This is a genomic window from Flavobacterium sp. UBA7682 (assembly GCF_002482945.1).
Classification (GTDB): domain Bacteria; phylum Bacteroidota; class Bacteroidia; order Flavobacteriales; family Flavobacteriaceae; genus Flavobacterium.
The window spans coordinates 19,206-36,176 of record NZ_DLGY01000025.1; the positions used below are offsets into that span (position 1 = coordinate 19,206).

Here is a 16,971-nt window from a genome sequence, read left to right on the forward strand (position 1 = left end):
CCGAAATCATCGGGACGTTTTTTATGGTCTAATAATCTAACGATCTAAAAATCTGATTACACGTGTAATGCTCTGTTATCCGTAGCGGCTAAAGCAGCTTCTTTTATAGCTTCTGCAAAAGTTGGATGCGCATGTGACATACGTGAAATATCTTCGGCACTGGCTCTGAATTCCATGGCGGTTACGGCTTCAGCAATCAAATCGGCACAACGGGCACCAATCATGTGGATTCCTAAAACTTCGTCAGTTTTAGCGTCTGCCAAAATTTTAACAAAACCATCGTTGTCTGCACTGGCACGAGCTCTTCCTAACGCTTTGAAAGGGAAACTTCCGGCTTTGTAAGCCACTCCGGCTTCTTTTAATTGCTCTTCGGTTTTACCAACAGCTGCTACTTCAGGCCAAGTGTAAACTACACCCGGAATTAAGTTGTAATCGATGTGTGGTTTTTGTCCCGCCATAATTTCAGCCACCAAAGTACCTTCTTCTTCGGCTTTGTGAGCCAACATGGCACCACGAACTACATCACCAATCGCATAGATATTTGGAACATTCGTTTGTAAATGGTCATTGACTTCAATCATACCTCTTTCCGTTACTTTTACACCGGCTTTATCAGCATTTAATCCGTCAGTATAAGGACGACGACCAACGGCTACTAAGCAATAATCGCCTTCAAAAGTTACCGTATTTCCTTTAGCATCATCGGCTTGAACGGTTACGTTTTTACCTTTTCGGGTTACCTCTTTCACTTTGTGAGAAGTATAGAATTTCATGCCTTGTTTTTTCAAGACTTTGGTCAATTCTTTAGACAAACCGGCATCCATACCTGGAATGATTCGGTCTAAATATTCTACCACAGAAACTTGTGCGCCTAATCTTAAATAGACTTGTCCTAATTCGATGCCAATAACGCCGCCACCAATGATGATTAAGTGTTTCGGTACTTCAGGCAATTTCAAGGCTTCGGTAGAAGTGATGATTCTTTCTTTGTCGATTTTGATGAATGGCAACGAAGACGGTTTTGAACCGGTTGCGATTACGATATTTTTTCCTTCGATTATTTCAGTTGAACCGTCGGCTTTGGTTACTTTAACGTGAGTGGCATCTTCAAAAGAACCTAATCCTTCGAAAACGGTGATTTTGTTTTTGTCCATTAAGAACTTCACGCCGCCGGAAGTTTGGTCAACCACTGCTTGTTTGCGGGCAATCATTTTTTCTAAATTGACTTTTACTTCGCCCGAAACCTCGATGCCGTGATCCGCAAAGTGTTGCAATTCTTGGTAATGATGAGAAGAAGCTAAAAGTGCTTTAGACGGAATACAACCTACATTTAAGCAAGTTCCTCCTAAAGTAGCATATTTTTCAATGATGGCGGTTTTGAAACCTAATTGGGCACAACGGATAGCTGAAACATATCCGCCCGGACCTGAACCTATGATGACAACGTCAAATGAACTCATAATACTATAAAAATTAGTGTGTTTTGTTTACTGTGGCACAAAATTACGAATTAAATCTCAATGCCCATATCAATGACAATGGCAAATTTGCAATCAATTTTTATAGTGTAAAAGCCGTGGTGTTTTTGACCTCGCCGATCATAAAAGTGCTGTGTGTACTGCCGATGTGTTGCAGTGTAGTCAATTTGGTTACCATAAACTCTCGGTATTCTTCCATGTCTTTGACACAAACTTTTAAAATGTAATCATAATCGCCACTCACGTGAAAACACTCTAAAACTTCATCGAGCTTTATAACTTGATGTTCAAAAGTAGTTAGGAATTCTTTCGAATGTTGGATGAGTTTGATATGGCAAAACACGACAAAACCTTTGTGGATTTTATTGCGATTGAGTAAAGCGACATATTTATCGATGATACCTTCGCGTTCCAATTTCTTGATGCGTTCGTAAACTGCTGTCACGGAAAGATTGAGTTTTACTGATAACTCTTTGGTGGTTTTTTTGGTGTCTTGTTGGAGTAGGGCGAGGAGTTTTTTGTCGATGGTATCCATGTCGCAGGTTCTAAGTTGTAGGTTTTTAAATAGTTTTAAAAACTGATAAAGTGTGTTTCTTGATGTAAAGTTAAAAATATTTTCTACAAACTTACACAAATTTAGTTTTAAAATCTATATTAATCTATTTGTGTTGTTTTTTTAACCGTAATATATCAATTTTGAATCGTAATAAACCAAACCCAACTTATGACACACAACTTAGAACCTGCAACCACTATTGATTTTCACCCTGCAGATAAAATTCAGGATTTACAATACTTCGGAGAATTCGGAGGTGTAAATCCTTCAATATCTGACAGTTCTACTTATACTTTTCTTTCGGCCAAAACCATGTTTGATACTTTTGAAGGCAATGTCGAAGGCTGTTATTTATACTCGCGTCATTCTTCGCCCATGAATTTGTATTTAGGGCAAGCTTTGGCCGCGATGGAAGGTACGGAAAGTGCCAACGTTGCTGCCTCAGGAATGGGTGCGATTACGCCTGTTTTGCTCCAGTTGTGTGCTGCCGGAGATGAAATCGTCTCCAGCCGCACCATCTATGGCGGAACTTATGCTTTTATGAAAAACATGTTACCAAAATGGAACATCAAAACTCGTTTTGTTGACATTACCAAATTAGATTTGGTTGCCGCAGCAATCACACCAAATACTAAAATACTGTATTGCGAAACGGTCAGCAATCCTTTATTGGAAGTAGCTGATATTGAAGCTTTGGCGATTATTGCCAAAGAACATAATATTAAATTAGTTGTTGACAATACTTTTTCACCATTGTCTGTTGCGCCGGCAAAATTAGGGGCTGATGTGGTGATTCACAGCTTGACGAAGTTTATCAATGGAAGCAGTGATACTGTTGGTGGTGTAGTTTGTGCTTCACAGAATTTTATCAATGATTTGAAGAATGTGAACGATGGCGCTAGTATGCTTTTAGGACCAACCATGGACAGTTTAAGAGCGTCGAGTATTTTGAAAAATATGCGTACACTTCATATTCGCATGAAACAACATAGTCATAATGCCATGTATTTGGCACAACAATTTGAGGCAGCCGGACTAAAAGTAGTTTATCCGGGATTGCCCAGTCATCCGAGTCACGAATTGTATGCCGGTATGATTAATCCGGAATATGGTTTTGGCGGCATGATGACAATCGATGTTGGAACTTTAGACAAAGCCAATGAATTGATGGAATTAATGCAACACCGTAACTTGGGTTACTTAGCCGTAAGTTTAGGCTTTTATAAAACATTGTTTAGTGCGCCGGGAACATCAACTTCGAGTGAAATTCCTTTGGAAGAGCAACATGAAATGGGTTTGACCGACGGATTAATTCGTTTTTCCATCGGATTGGATAATGACATTGAGCGCACGTATCAAATGATGAAACAGTGCATGAATGAATTGAATATTATTTAAGTTGTTATAATTTGATTTTTAAAAGTCCGTTGGAATGCCATATCCAGCGGACTTTTATTTTAAAATTAAATTTTCCCAAGGTATTCCACCAAGGAAATATTGAGGATGTGGTTCCAACCCATTTCAAAGTTTTCTCTTTTGAATGCCGGTTCGTTAACATCAAAAGGAACCGTAAAGACGTGGCTGAAATGCAATTCGGTAGTATTTTCATCTATGGGATGTAATTCCCAAGTAACCACAGAAGTTCCGGACGAACCTACATATTCCCAACTGTGAACCAGTTTTTTATGGGGGATAATTTCGAGCATTACTCCACGATGTTGCCATTCTTTGCAATCATTATCTGTTCCGTACCAGTCAAATTGTTGGCCTATTTTTAGTTGCCAATCTTCGGTAAATTCAAAGTACCATTGTTTTAAATGTTCTCTTTCGGTAATTACTTTCCAAAGTGTTGTTGCCGATGCCTTATAAACTTTTTTGAGCGTAAGGCTGTTGTCTGTTTTTTCCATTTGTCTTTAGTTTATAGATTCTTTAAATAAGCTTCCATTTTTTCTATGTTTTGCTGTAAGCCTTCTGAAATATTGTATAGATTCATAATTCTTATTAATTCTTCTTTAGACTCAAATAGCATTTGCCAATGAAGATAGGTTTGATTGCCTCTTTCTTCGAATAGAATAGTGGCTATAAATTCATGACCAGAGATATGATGGTAAACAATTTTTTTCTGCCATTCGACTTCGGTAAAAATGCTTTCATTGTCGTAATCGGTTCCGTCAGGTCCGTGCATTACTAAGTTCCATAAGCCGTTGGGAATAACTTCCATTTTGGTGATGGTATTGGTAAAACCATTTGGTCTCCACCAATTTTTTATGTGGTCAGGATTGGTCCAAACTTCCCAAACCAAGGCTATTGGTGCGTTTAACAGACGAGAAACAGTAATTTCTCTTTCTGCGGTGTTAGCTGATGTTGTCATTGTTATTGTCTTTTTGAAGTTGGTCTAAATAGGTTTCTAAAGCATCGAGTTTGCTTTCCCAGAACTGTTTGTATTGTTCTATCCAAACCGAAACTTCATTGAGTTTTTCAAGTTTGGCTTCGCAATAGCGTTCCCGACCTTTGTCGGTAATTTCGATTAGGCCACATTCATTTAGAATTTTAATGTGTTTGGATATTGCCGGTCGACTGATGTCAAAATTTTCGGCAACCGCATTGAGCGTTAAAGTTTGTGCAGCCAAAAGGCTAAGAATGGCTCTGCGAGTTGGATCGGCAATGGCCTGAAAAACATCTCTTCTCATTATTAATAATTTAATAGGTAACTAATCGGTTACAAATATGTACGTAACTATTCGGTTACGCAAGTAAAATGAGAATTATTTTTTAAAACTATGTACGAAGTAATAGAGTAAAGTGGAGAATAGAGTTGTAAATGCTTGGAAAGTTAGTCCTTAATTTCTTTTTTCAACAAACTAATTTCAGAATCAGTATAACCAATATCTTTGGCTACTTTGATTACCTTTTGAACATTCATTTTTTTTAATGGCATGTAAAAAACATAATCACTACCTAATCCGGAAAATGGAGAATCCGATTGTTTGTCTTCTTTAGAAAGCAAACCTTTTGTAATTTTTAAAACTTCTTTCAAACCTCTGTCTTCATCATATTTTATAATAAGCTCCGGTATATTTGGAGGAATTAGGGTAGAAGGCATGTTGGTAATATTAGGTAAATACTCAACAAAAACATCCCAAGAACTTTCGTCTTTTACCGTTGCCATAATTTCTCCCAAATTTGAAACAGTACAAGTTGATACATTAGTAAACAAAAGTTGGTGTGTTTTTTCTAAAGCTGGTTTCCCTATTTTTTCAAGAATTTTTGTTGCTTCTGATTCCAAACCACTACCATGATTGGCATGAATGTTTAAAATAACCAAGCAAATATCAATCAAGATTTCTTGTGGTTGATCTTTTTGAAGGTTTTCTAATTTTTTAAATTTGTCTTTGGCGGCTATTTTTCCATCTCCAAAAATACTGATGGCTTCAAAGTTTTCGGGTGTGTAAGCCAAATCTAAAAATTCAGGCACACAAGTATGGAAATAGGCCAATTTTTCATAGATGTCTTGTTGCTCTGTGTTGTTTTGTTCTTCATAAAAACGTGCAATTGCTCTCAAGATGTCAGGATTTTTAGGAGTGATTTCCAACAATGATAAGTATTCTTTTTCAGCTTTGTCAAATTGTTTTAATCCGTTATAATTTTTGGCCATATTGTATATGGCTTCTAGACTGTAATCGGGAATTTTGGAGAGTTTTTCAAAAACAACATTCGATTTTTCAAATTCATTTTTTGTTTGAAACACTCGGCCTAACATGTAGAGGTTGTTGAAATCATTGGGCACAATCGAAGTCAGATACTCTAAATCGGATAAGGCTGTATTGAGATTTTCAGTTTTAAATTGTTCTTCTTCAAAAGGCAAAGCATTTTTACCCGAAGTATACATGCTGTTTCCATCGATGTTTTTTTGTCCTATCCCATTTTCATACATTTCTAATTCCATAACCACTCTTTGATGGATAAGATCCGGAACGCTGCCAAACTTTTCGATAGCACTGTCAATAATCGTTAATCCTTCCAACAGTTTTCCGTTTCTGAACAAACACATGCCGTAGATTACATGAGTTTCAGTACAATTTTTATTGGATTCATAAGTGCCTTTGGCAATTAGTACCGCTTCTGAACTGTTGTAAGTGTTGACCGCATTGATAGCATTGTCTAGTTCAGTCAAGACTTTGTCATCACATTTAACATAATTATTGGGTAATTGTTTGTAATCGAAAGCCGTTCTTTTAAAGTCTTGCGAAAAAGAATTCCAACTGATTATTAGTAAAGAGAAATATAAACTGGCTTTCATAAATTAGGTGTTTGGGATGCTTGATATTTTGTTTTTAAAGACTAATATATTTTTTTTTATTGCACTCAAATAAGTTTACTTTATTAAAATCCAATCGGAAGTTTATAGTGTATACCTAAAATGCCTCGCAACAGTTTATTGAACTATATTGATTCGTTTGATTTTAGGTATTCTTCAAGTTTTTCTCTAATGTTATTCAGCGGAGAGGCAATCGCATTTACATATTGAAAATTCCCATCGCGTTTGTTATCGATGGATAATTGAATTGGACAGGCTTCACTTTGAATGGCGTTTACTTTAAATTCATTGTTTTGGGCATTATAAACTAAATAAGGCGCACCCGAAGAACCAAATCGGAAATAGCCTTTAATCAAATAGCGTAATCCTTCCAAAATATAATTGCCGCCAACACGTTCTTGAAAAATGGCAAAATGCTCCGTAAAACCGTCAATTTGGGCTTTATTGAGTAATTTCCCGACTTCACTTGTAGGTGAGCTTTGCAAACAATAATAATGTTCTTGTTCATCACTCAAAATGGAATAATCGATTGTGGCACTTGGCATTGCATCAATGACTTCCTGTGGCGTATTAATGATTTTGTACAAAGCAATATCGTCACTGTAAAAAGCTTCTACCAATTCAACTTCTACTAAAAAGGTATGTCTGTTAATAGCAGGTTCGGCAAAATAAGTTGAAGCGGTAAAATGTTTTGAAAGTTCAGCATTATTATAAAATTGATCGTTTTTAAACTGAATTATCAAATGTGCTTGGCAAATCTTTTTCTCCAGAAAAGTAACCCAACGTGTATCAAAATTGATTTGCTTTAAGGCATCAATCGTGAATTGAAAATCACTTGGGTTGTTGCTGTTCCAATATCGTTTTTGGGTTGTAGAATCTAATGGATAGCAATTCAAAAATAATTGTTTTTGAGCTTCATTTAGATAGGGCAGAATGTCGTTGTTGAAAATACTTTCTTCAATTGATTTAAAAATTTTCGCCTCTGGTTTTAAGTTGTGCGCCACCGAAAGAATATAACCTTTACCAATGTGAAACGCACAAATGTTATTTTCAAAATGCCTTTTGTTGGCTACATTGATGTTTTGTGTAAACATAATGCGAAATAAAGGAGAAGTTTGTTCGTTAGTGAGTTCGAGTTGTTTTTGAAGTCTGTCTTTATTTGTCATTGAAATTTTTTTGTTGGCGTTTATCAAATATACCAAAGATATTGTAATGGTCATTATGAGTGTAGTGTCTTTTAGCTCATTTACCAGACTTATTAACAAGAAATTCGTTAATAAAAAAAAGTAAGTCCGTATTCGTTGAAAGTTTAATTGTTTATTTTTGAGCTTAATAGCGGTAATGTGATCCGCTTTTATTTCCCCCCAAATTTATTTTGAATAGACTCTGATTAGGAAACAGGGTTCAATATTGTTTTGTCTAACTCAATAATAAATTAGATGAATTTAAAAAAATCATTGTTTGTGGCTGTACTTATTAGTGCAGTTAGCCTCGGAGCTTGGGAGTTCTATTGGCGTTCAAAAGGCTTTTACCCCAATATTGATGACAATAAAGATTTATGGGCTGTACAAAGTGCAAAAGTAGAACATCTAACTGAGGATGATTTCATTTTAGTGGGTTCTTCGAGGGTGCTTTTTGATATTCAGATAGACGAATGGGAAAAGCAAACCGGTGCCAAACCGATTCAATTGGCTTCACCGGGTTCTTCGCCGTTACCGATTTTTCATGATTTGGTTAATAATACCGATTTTAAAGGAACTATTTTGGTAGGTGTCACACCCGGACTCTTCTTTTCAACCACTTTTCCTGAAGCTTCCCCTTGGAAGCGAGCGCAAACCAAAGTCAATCATTTTCACGAACGCACTTATGCGCAACAGTTGAATCATTATCTTTCTTTACCATTGCAAAGTTCATTGGTTATGATGTCGGGTAGTGAAGAGGAATGGTCTGATGATATCGATTTGAAGGCTTTATTGGGTAAAATTAGCATAGGGAACCGAACCGGCGAACCTGATTTTCCGCCATTCAATAATTTTAATGACACTCGTGTAGACAGGAATACCGAAATGACGGCACGAACCGCAAACGATACGGCTTTTGCCAATTCCATCAAAAAGGTTTGGGGATTCTTTGGTAAAAATGCGCCACCACCGGATAAAAAATCAACGATGGCTTTCTTTTTGGAAGATTTAAAGAAGTTCAAGGCCAAAGGCGGAAAAGTCATTTTAGTGAGATGTCCCTCGAGTGGCGGTCTAAAAATGGGTGAAGATATGGCTTTGCCGAGAGCCAAGTTTTGGGATGATTTGGTAAGGCAAGCCCAAGTCAAAAGCTATTATTTTGAGGATTATAAACAGTTGCAATTTGACTGTCCGGAATGGTCACATTTATCGGCACCAGATGCTCGAAAGTTTACTGCCGAATTGGTAAAAATCATGAAAGCGGATGGTACTTTGTCTAATCCTAAAACCAACTAATCATGTTATTCAATTCCTTAAGTTTTGTCGTGTTTTTGGTCATAGTGTTGGCTTTGTATTATTCCAAAATCTTTAATTGGACCTTTAAAAAACGAATGTTGCTTTTTGCCAGTTATGTTTTTTACGGATTATGGAATCCGCCATTGGTGATTTTGTTATGGATTTCTACTGTGATTGATTGGATCACCGGAAAACAGTTGGCGACTGAAGAAAATAAGCGAAAAAGATTGTTGTGGTTGTTGCTGAGTATGGTTGTCAACTTGGGCTTTTTGTTCTTTTTTAAATATGGTAATTTTTTACTCGAAAATTTTACGTTATTGATGAATGCCGTTGGAATAGAATACAAGGCTTTGCCGATGGATATTATTTTGCCGATGGGGATTTCGTTTTATACTTTTCAAACGATGTCTTACACCATTGATATGTATTGGCGTAAAACCGAAAGAGCGAGAACGTTCTTGGATTTTGCGTTGTATGTAACGTTTTTTCCTCAGTTGGTGGCCGGTCCAATTGTTAGGGCGGGAGATTTGATTACGCAGTTTTATCAAGAGAAAAGAGCAACAGCTAACCAGTTTATTTGGGGATTGTTTTTGCTGACTTTGGGTTTGTTCCAAAAGGTGGTTTTGGCAGATACTTTGTTGTCAAAAACGTCAGATGCCGTTTTTAATTCTGATAAAGTATTGAATACTTGGGATGCATGGACAGGAACGTTAGCCTTTTCGGGACAGATATTCTTTGACTTTGCCGGATACTCAACTTGTGCCATTGGATTGGCTTTGATGCTTGGCTTTTACTTAACAGATAATTTTAGGTATCCTTATGCGGCGATTGGTTTTTCTGATTTATGGCGCAGGTGGCATATTTCGCTTTCGACTTGGTTGAGAGATTATCTGTATATTCCACTAGGTGGGAACCAAAAAGGGGTACTGAGAATGTATGTGGCTTTGATGATTACTATGTTATTAGGTGGTTTATGGCACGGTGCCGCTTGGACTTTTGTGATTTGGGGTGCTTTGCATGGGATTTTCTTGGTGGTGGAGCGTTTGTTGAAAACGGTTATTTCTATTAAAATTACGGCATGGAACGGAATTTTATTGGCGTTAGCAACTTATACTTGTGTCAATTTTACTTGGGTGTTCTTTAGGGCCAGAAAGTTTGAAACGGCCCAAAACATGATTGAATCGATGTTGTTTATGAATGGCGATGGTGCGAAAATATTGGATAGTTTCTCGATTATTAAAGTATTTATAGTCATTGGGTTGACTTTTATATGCCACTGGGTGATGAGAAACACTTCTTTAGAGTCGGTGGCTAAAAAGAAATCTCCTTTATTACTGGGATTGGTTTGGGCTGTTATGTTTTTCCTGATTGCTATAGCTCAGGGAAATGGAGAGCAGTTTATCTATTTCCAGTTTTAATTGCGTTTTTTTTGGATGGAAGAGCCGCTTTTTTAGCGGCTTTTTCTTTTGTGTTTAGTGAAATAAAAAAGGAGGTCTTTTCAGACCTCCTCAATTTTATGATTTTGATTTATCATTATTAACTTGCACCACTTGATGCATCCAACTATTGAAATCTCACTTTTGAGACCTTCAAGTAATTAATCAAAATCATATTCAAATTTACTTTTTTTTGGAATACAACAATGTTAAAATAAGTACTTTAACACTGATTTAACTTTGCATTTGTAGTGTAAATTGTATGTGGTTTTTGATCCATTAATTTAACGTGGATGTGACACTGATTTTAGTGTTTAATAACTTAGAAATTGGACAATTTGTTTCAGCATCTTTTACCAATTCGTCGAATTTATCTTTTGAAATGCCGTCAACCGTTGCAGTTAAGGTGAGGTTTGATGCTACAATGGCTCCGTCTTCAAAAACAATCTCACAATTGGTTTTTAATTCGGTTGGTGTAAAACCTGCTTCTTGCAAGTTGAAGGCTAATTTCATGGAGAAACAACCCGCATGTGCTGCGCCAACTAATTCCTCAGGATTGGTGCCGATTCCTTCTTCAAATCGGGAACCAAAGGAATATTGTGTCTGATTTAAAACGGTGCTTTGCGTAGTTAAATGTCCTTTACCGTCTTTGCCTGAGCCGCTCCAAACGGCAGTTGCTTTTCTTTTCATACCTAAAAATGTTTATATTGTTATTTGGAAACCCCTAATTTACTAAAAAAGTCATATCAAAATTCTAGAGCGCCGAAATATAATCCGCCAGTTGATGGTCTAATTCGGTGATGTTTTTTTTGCTGTAAGTGAATAACGTGATTTCAACGGTAAAAGCTTTGAAAATTTTATAATCGGGATGATGGTCTATTTTATCCGCTTGTTTGGCTATTTTTAATATAAATTCGGCCAATGCTGTTTGAGATTTGAATTCAAAAGTATTGACTAGTTTTCCGTCTTTAGTAATCCACTCCATGATTTTAGTATTACGATTTATAAATAACCTAACAAAAAGTAGATAATTATAAAAATTATTATGGTTCCTATGCAACCACCTCCTAATTTTTTGGCACTGTAACCGGCAATTAATGTTTTGAAAATCCCATTCATACGCTTTACTTTTAGGTTACTATTTCAATAACATAAAGATAAGTAAGTCTAAAAAGAAAGAGTTATATAATTTTCAATAAATTTTTTATAATTCTAGTGCTTTCCGTTTAACAATTCCCCACCAATAGCCGATTTGGCTTCGATACCGAGTTTTTTCATCATTTCGTAAGTCGTGCAAACCGCAGCAGAAGTGACCGGAATGCCACATTCAGCCTGAATTAAATCAATCGCTTCCAAAGAAGGCATTTGTACACAAGCCGAAGCGACTAAAACATCGACATCAGTCAAATCCAATTGCTTGTAAATTTCCAATAAGGTCATAGGATTTTGTGCGGCTACTTCCAAGTTATCCGGAATTTCAAGTGCGATACTTTGCTTGACTTTAATGCCTTGGTGTTCGATATAATCTACCACCATATCCGTTAGCGGACGCATATAAGGCGTAATAATCGAAATTTGTTTGGCACCCAAAACTTTCAATCCGTTAATCAAAGCACCGGCAGAAGTCACAATAGGTGTTGGGAAATCATTGGCTATTGTTTCTTGGTGTAAATTGACTTCGGAAACGCAATGGTAACCGCGTCCCATACTCATAATTGCCACCAAACAGGCGTAACCCATCACGTCTACGTGCGCATCGGATAATTCCTGAGCACATTTTAAACTCATGGCGTCCATGGCTTCGAGTTCTTCTTTGGTGACTTTTTTCATGCGCATGCGACTGCTGTGGAATGTAAAACGTTCCGGTAGGATGGTTTCTCTGGCTCTGAAAATAGCCGGTATTTCGGTTTCCATCGTTACGTTGGATGATGGCACTATTTGTCCTATTCTAATTGTTTTGTTCATTATATTAAATTTAAAAAAGGAAATATTATTACTTTCTTTTCGATTGGAAATAAGCCAAAGTCTTTTAAAATAAAATCGGAAAACCTTATTTTCTTTTTGTTTTTTCCAACAATAACCGTGTGATTATAAAAATTTGAAGGTATCACATGCTTCCCAAATGTTTCTTGGTACCTACTGCCTTGACACCTTACTATTGATTCGATTTCATCAAAGTTAATTTCAGCTTTGATATTGTTCTTGTAGTGGATAATCTTTTTTTCGGAATAATCAATTTCTAATATTACGTCTTTATCATTAAAATAATAATTTACATGAAGAGTAATTTGTAATAAAAACGGAATAGACAGAAAAAGAAAAACCCCAATTAAAAATTCAAATTCCTTAACAAAATAAAGGGCTAACAATGTAAAAATTAAGATTTCTAAATAAAACCATTTTGATTTATGAATAGGTTCTAAACTTTTCTTTTTATCATAAGTATACTTGACTTTCATTCAGTTTAAATCTCTTTCACGGTATTTACAATTGTTCCTATGCCTTCCACAGTAGCTTCAATAACATCGCCATCATGCAACCATTCTTGCGGATCACGACCGGCACCAACGCCCGCCGGAGTGCCGGTGGCAATGATATCTCCGGGTTCTAAAGTGAATACGATACTCAAATCTTCAATCAAATCGTTAATGTTGAAGAGTAAGAATTTAGTATTGGAGTTTTGTTTTTCCACGCCGTTTACTTTCAAGGATAAGTTCAAGTTGTGTGGGTTTTCGATTTCATCTTTGGTGACTAAAATGGGTCCCATTGGCGCAAAAGTATCTTGTCCTTTGGAAACGATCCATTGACCTTCTCTACGACAATCACGTGCCGAAATATCGTTGATTACGGTGTAACCAAAAACATAATCCATCGCATCAGCTTTGGGAACATATTTGCCGTGTTTTCCAATTACTACAGCCAATTCCACTTCCCAATCCAATTGTTGGGTTAATTTGGTGTTCTTGATTACTTCAGTATTTGTTCCTGTAACCGTTGTTGGCGGTTTGGAAAAGATAATTGGTTTTTGTGGTAACTTTCCGGTGGTGTCTAAAGTACGAGCACTTTCCGAAACGTGTTCGGTATAATTCAAACCAATCCCGATAATATTTTTTCTCGGTTTTTGAATAGGAGCAAGGATAGTCACTTCGTCAAGCGAATAAGCGATTTCTTCGAAGAAGTTTTCCGGTGTATCGGCTACCATATCGTTTAATTCTTCTACTAATTCGATTCCCATGTCAATCAAATCAAGCATATCGCTTGGTAATGGGAAGTTGGAAATTTCGCCAAAGTCTTCCATGTCGATGACTTGGTTGTTGTGGAGAAATCCTAATCTTGGTTCGGTGTCTTGTGTTTCGTAGGTGAGTAGTTTCATTTGTTTTAAAGGTACTAAGGCGCTGAGGCGCTAAGGTTTAGTTTGTTGTTATTTGGTATCCGTTATTTTCATCATATGCTCTTTCTTGGTATAAACCGAGTTTTTCGATTACCGGTAAATCGTTGAAAGAGAATAAGCAGGCATCTTCGGTTTCAGATAAGTTCACGTGTTCGTGCCACGCCCAAGAAGGGACGCAGAAAATATCGCGTGTTGCCCAATCAAAACGTTTGCCGTTGATGATGGAATAGCCTTTTCCTTTGGCACATTGGTACACAAAAGAACCGGTATGTTTATGCGCTTTGGTATGTTCACCGGCACGCAACAATTGAATCGAAGCACCCATGGTTTGCATGACATGACCACCAGTTAACGGATTAGAATAACGCATGATGATTCCGTCAAACGGATTACCTTCATTGACTTTCGCGGCTTCCAACAACGCCGGATATACTTTTTTCCAAGAATATTTGAATAAAGGAGAATAAGGTTTATCCCAAACCAAATCAGCCGGAACGATACCATTACCGTCAAACGACATCGGTAAATGATTTACCGGTGCAATCAAAGGTTGTTTGCCGTCATAAACCGCATAATCATTAGCTTCCAAAGCATTTACGAGTGGAATGTCTAAACCATCTTGCCAAATGCAGGTTTGCCCGCCTTCTTCCACGCCGTGTTCGTGCCAAGTGGAGTTTGGTGTAATCACGAAGTCATTGACTTCCAACATGATTTTATTGCCATCTACGACTGTATAACCTTTATCGCCTTCCATGATAAAACGTAGGGCAGAAGCTTTGTGTCGGTGAGCCGAAGTGCTTTCGCCCGGGCGCGTGACTTGGATACCAGTGTATAACCAACCTACAGCAGCAGAAACGTCTTTTCGTTTGTCGTTTACTAGATAAACCACACGTCTTCCGGCTTGTTCGGGAGTTACGAGTTCGGAGGATTTTAAAACCAAACTGCGCAAATCTTCATATTTCCAAAGCATTGGCACCGAAGAACTTCTCGGTTCCCAAGGTTCAATATCGTTGGCAACGGTCCATAAGGCTCCGGCGCCAAGCGCTTCGAGTTCTTTGTAATAAGCTTCGAGTTCAGGTGTGTCTTGTACTCGCGCACGACCGATGACGTCGTCTGAATAGTTGTTTGTTTCCATAGTCTTAATACTTAATTCTTCTATCTTAATACTATTTTTTATTAAACTCCTCGTGATTGTCTACAAAGGTAATCTTTCTCGTTGGAGCAATATTCACTCTTAAATCAAAAATATCAAATCGGTTGTAATGCCCGAGAATATCGTGCATTTGTTTGGGTTGGATGCATTTTTCTAAATCGATATCGGCGTAAATAATCCCTTCGTCATCAATCAAAGGTTCGCCAATCACAGCGCCATTCGGACCAATAAATCCGGAGAATGCAGAGTTTTTTCGAGTCAATAATTCATCCACATTTGGAACATCATCGCGTAAAGCGTCTTTGATTTCTTGAGAAATAGTGGAGCAAGAAACTATCGTAAACAATTTGCCTTCAAAGGAATGTGCTGCGGCACGAATCTTAATCGCTTCTGCCATGTCGTAATCCGGTGGCGCAACCGGTAGTGAAATATAATTGGCAATGTGAATCAATTCGCCTTGCGACAGCAACGTAAAACGCGCCAAGGTATTCGTGTTTTCGCCACAAGCCAAGGTTCCGATTGGTCCAACTTCGGTATCATAGACTTTCAACGAAGAACCGTCACCGCTTGTCCATGTGAGTTTTTCGGCCCAAGTTGGCACCAGCTTACGGTGTTTTCCGATGAGATTTCCTTTGTTGTCAATAATCAAATTGGTATTGTAAATTTCGCCATAACTGTCGCCTCGCTCGTTGATTCCGATGACGATGTGCATGTTGTGGTCTTTGGCTGCTTGGAACAAAGGTTTCATACTTTCATCAGTAACCGTAACCGAGTTTTTATACAATTGCTCGTACCATTTGCTGCCTTGAACGGGTGTCATAATCCAGTTCCAATAAGGATAACCGGCTACGAATACTTCCGGAAAAGCAATCAGTTGGGCGTTATTTTGACTGGCTTCTTTTACGAAGGAAATGACCTTTTCTATCGTTTTTTCTACATTGAGAAAAACGGGAGAAGTTTGTACGGTGGCGGCTTTGAGTTTTTTAAAGTTCATTGAAATCAAATTCTAAATAAAGTAAGGTGAATATAAAAACAATTCCGCCAACCAACAACATATAAAGGCCTTGTTTTCTGTCGGAATCTGAGTAGATGTATTTTTTAGTCCCGTCCGGAAGCTTTCGGGTTGCAGTCATAAGAAATAAGGCAATTCCAATACCGGCAAAACCGCCTATCATGCAAAATATATATCCGAGTAATAATGTTGTGGTACTTGATTTTTCAGGGTGAAATGATTTTAGTTCTTTGACGTGTTGTTGTGTTTGGATTTCCTTTGGCTCAACAACTATGTTTTGTTGTTTTAATAAGTACTTTGCTAGTTTCACATCAATAGGATGCCATTCGTCATAATTTTTCACAACGTCTTTTAATTCTTCTGTTGAAAAAGAAAATAAGGGATGTTGCGAGTCAATTTCATTAATATTAAGTGCTATGTTTTGTTCTAAAACGGAAGATGCTTTTTCAAAATCATTAGGGTCAAGCATGATAAGGATAGATTGTTTGGCCTCATTGTTAGCGAAACTAGCATCAAAATCTTTAGCCGTGTCCTGAGTTTTAAATGGAATTTTATGGGCTTCCAAAATCACTGAAAATTCCTCAGCAATTCTAGAATCTGTCAGGCTCATAAATGTTTTGAAGTCTCTCATTATTATTCAATTAAATATTTTGAAATCAATGCTTTTATTTCCTCGTTAAAAGGTTCAGCTTTGATATTGTCTCTTCCGTTGTTGATGGCAACGTTGACCAAAGTTACTTCTCCTTCCAAACAAGTATTGCCTTGTTCGTCTTCGAAGCGGAAGCCGCAATTTACGGAAGCGCCGCCGAGTTTGATTACCCAAAGTTTTTTGGTCAAGACTTCACCTAAACGGGCAGCTTTTTTGAATTGGACTTTCAAATCTACGGTTGGAATACCATTCGTTTCGTGAATTTTTGAGAATGGTCGGTCTAAGGCTTCCTCGAACCAATCTTCGACTAAGTCGTTGAGCATTTCTAAGAATCTTGGATAGAATACTATACCGGCATAATCGACGTGTTTGAAACGTATTTTCTCTTGTTTGGTAAAAAGTTGGTTCATATTTTTTATTTTTTACCGCGGATTAAACGGATTGTACTGATTTTAAATTGATTACTTGTAATTGCTGATAAGTTTAGCCCAGATTCCTTCGGCA

General features: G+C 37.3%; 19 protein-coding genes. 3 read left to right on the top strand and 16 right to left on the bottom strand.

What is annotated here, in order from left to right:
- Positions 1-56: 56 nt before the first annotated feature.
- Together lpdA and B3C16_RS06150 are read right to left on the bottom strand one after the other, a co-directional pair.
- A complete protein-coding gene (lpdA, locus tag B3C16_RS06145) occupies positions 57-1,460 on the bottom strand; it encodes a dihydrolipoyl dehydrogenase (protein ID WP_121314039.1) in 1,404 nt (467 codons plus the stop codon).
- 100 nt (positions 1,461-1,560) lie between these two features.
- Positions 1,561-2,013, bottom strand: coding sequence for an Lrp/AsnC family transcriptional regulator (locus B3C16_RS06150; protein WP_121314038.1), 453 nt, complete (start codon positions 2,011-2,013; stop codon positions 1,561-1,563).
- A 189-nt stretch (positions 2,014-2,202) separates the two neighbouring features.
- On the opposite strand from B3C16_RS06150, the gene B3C16_RS06155 reads away from it, so the two are divergent.
- Positions 2,203-3,432, top strand: a complete 1,230-nt coding sequence (locus B3C16_RS06155) for an aminotransferase class I/II-fold pyridoxal phosphate-dependent enzyme (protein ID WP_291129895.1) — start codon at positions 2,203-2,205, stop codon at positions 3,430-3,432.
- A 65-nt stretch (positions 3,433-3,497) separates the two neighbouring features.
- On the opposite strand, the gene B3C16_RS06160 is transcribed toward B3C16_RS06155, so the two are convergent.
- The 5 genes from B3C16_RS06160 to B3C16_RS06180 all read right to left on the bottom strand — a co-directional run bounded on the left by B3C16_RS06160 (position 3,498) and on the right by B3C16_RS06180 (position 7,518).
- Positions 3,498-3,941: an SRPBCC family protein gene (locus B3C16_RS06160; RefSeq protein ID WP_291129897.1), complete on the bottom strand. Its 444-nt coding sequence runs from the start codon at positions 3,939-3,941 to the stop codon at positions 3,498-3,500.
- A gap of 11 nt (positions 3,942-3,952) precedes the next feature.
- On the bottom strand, positions 3,953-4,405 hold the full coding sequence (locus B3C16_RS06165; RefSeq protein WP_291129902.1) for an SRPBCC domain-containing protein: 453 nt from the start codon (positions 4,403-4,405) through the stop codon (positions 3,953-3,955).
- Positions 4,389-4,724, bottom strand: coding sequence for an ArsR/SmtB family transcription factor (locus B3C16_RS06170; protein WP_291129906.1), 336 nt, complete (start codon positions 4,722-4,724; stop codon positions 4,389-4,391). The genes B3C16_RS06165 and B3C16_RS06170 overlap by 17 nt, the downstream gene beginning before the upstream one ends.
- Positions 4,725-4,867: 143 nt before the next feature.
- Positions 4,868-6,334: a tetratricopeptide repeat protein gene (locus B3C16_RS06175; protein WP_291129908.1), complete on the bottom strand. Its 1,467-nt coding sequence runs from the start codon at positions 6,332-6,334 to the stop codon at positions 4,868-4,870.
- Positions 6,335-6,477: 143 nt separating this feature from the next.
- A complete protein-coding gene (locus B3C16_RS06180; protein WP_291129910.1) occupies positions 6,478-7,518 on the bottom strand; it encodes a hypothetical protein in 1,041 nt (346 codons plus the stop codon).
- Positions 7,519-7,791: 273 nt separating this feature from the next.
- Here B3C16_RS06180 and B3C16_RS06185 point away from each other — a divergent pair, with 273 nt between their 5' ends.
- Positions 7,792-8,826 (top strand): hypothetical protein, encoded by a 1,035-nt coding sequence (locus B3C16_RS06185; protein ID WP_291129911.1) that lies wholly within the window; start codon positions 7,792-7,794, stop codon positions 8,824-8,826.
- 2 nt (positions 8,827-8,828) lie between these two features.
- Positions 8,829-10,244 carry an MBOAT family O-acyltransferase gene (locus B3C16_RS06190; RefSeq protein WP_291129914.1) on the top strand — a complete coding sequence of 472 codons (1,416 nt, stop codon included), beginning with the start codon at positions 8,829-8,831 and terminating at the stop codon, positions 10,242-10,244.
- Between the two features lie 297 nt (positions 10,245-10,541).
- Here the strand turns inward: B3C16_RS06190 and B3C16_RS06195 are convergent, their stop codons facing one another.
- The 9 genes from B3C16_RS06195 to B3C16_RS06235 form a co-directional block, all read right to left on the bottom strand.
- A complete protein-coding gene (locus tag B3C16_RS06195; protein WP_291129916.1) occupies positions 10,542-10,952 on the bottom strand; it encodes an OsmC family protein in 411 nt (136 codons plus the stop codon).
- 64 nt (positions 10,953-11,016) lie between these two features.
- Positions 11,017-11,247: a 4a-hydroxytetrahydrobiopterin dehydratase gene (locus B3C16_RS06200; protein WP_291129918.1), complete on the bottom strand. Its 231-nt coding sequence runs from the start codon at positions 11,245-11,247 to the stop codon at positions 11,017-11,019.
- Positions 11,248-11,474: 227 nt separating this feature from the next.
- On the bottom strand, positions 11,475-12,227 hold the full coding sequence (locus tag B3C16_RS06205) for a maleate cis-trans isomerase family protein (protein ID WP_291129920.1): 753 nt from the start codon (positions 12,225-12,227) through the stop codon (positions 11,475-11,477).
- Entirely contained in the window at positions 12,227-12,721 is a 495-nt protein-coding gene (locus tag B3C16_RS06210; protein ID WP_291129922.1) for a hypothetical protein, read from the bottom strand. Before B3C16_RS06210 ends, B3C16_RS06205 begins: the two co-directional genes overlap by 1 nt.
- 5 nt (positions 12,722-12,726) lie before the next feature.
- The gene (locus B3C16_RS06215) at positions 12,727-13,635 is read right to left on the bottom strand and encodes a fumarylacetoacetate hydrolase family protein (protein WP_291129924.1); all 909 of its coding nucleotides are present in this window, start codon (positions 13,633-13,635) and stop codon (positions 12,727-12,729) included.
- Positions 13,636-13,672: 37 nt separating this feature from the next.
- Complete coding sequence (locus B3C16_RS06220) at positions 13,673-14,788, bottom strand: cupin domain-containing protein (protein WP_291129927.1); 1,116 nt, start codon at positions 14,786-14,788, stop codon at positions 13,673-13,675.
- Positions 14,789-14,819: 31 nt separating this feature from the next.
- Positions 14,820-15,800, bottom strand: a complete 981-nt coding sequence (locus B3C16_RS06225; protein WP_291129929.1) for a carbon-nitrogen hydrolase family protein — start codon at positions 15,798-15,800, stop codon at positions 14,820-14,822.
- The gene (locus tag B3C16_RS06230) at positions 15,790-16,449 is read right to left on the bottom strand and encodes a hypothetical protein (RefSeq protein ID WP_291129931.1); all 660 of its coding nucleotides are present in this window, start codon (positions 16,447-16,449) and stop codon (positions 15,790-15,792) included. The genes B3C16_RS06225 and B3C16_RS06230 overlap by 11 nt, the downstream gene beginning before the upstream one ends.
- Before the next feature lie 2 nt (positions 16,450-16,451).
- Positions 16,452-16,877 (bottom strand): acyl-CoA thioesterase, encoded by a 426-nt coding sequence (locus B3C16_RS06235; RefSeq protein WP_291129932.1) that lies wholly within the window; start codon positions 16,875-16,877, stop codon positions 16,452-16,454.
- Between the last annotated feature and the right edge of the window lie 94 nt (positions 16,878-16,971).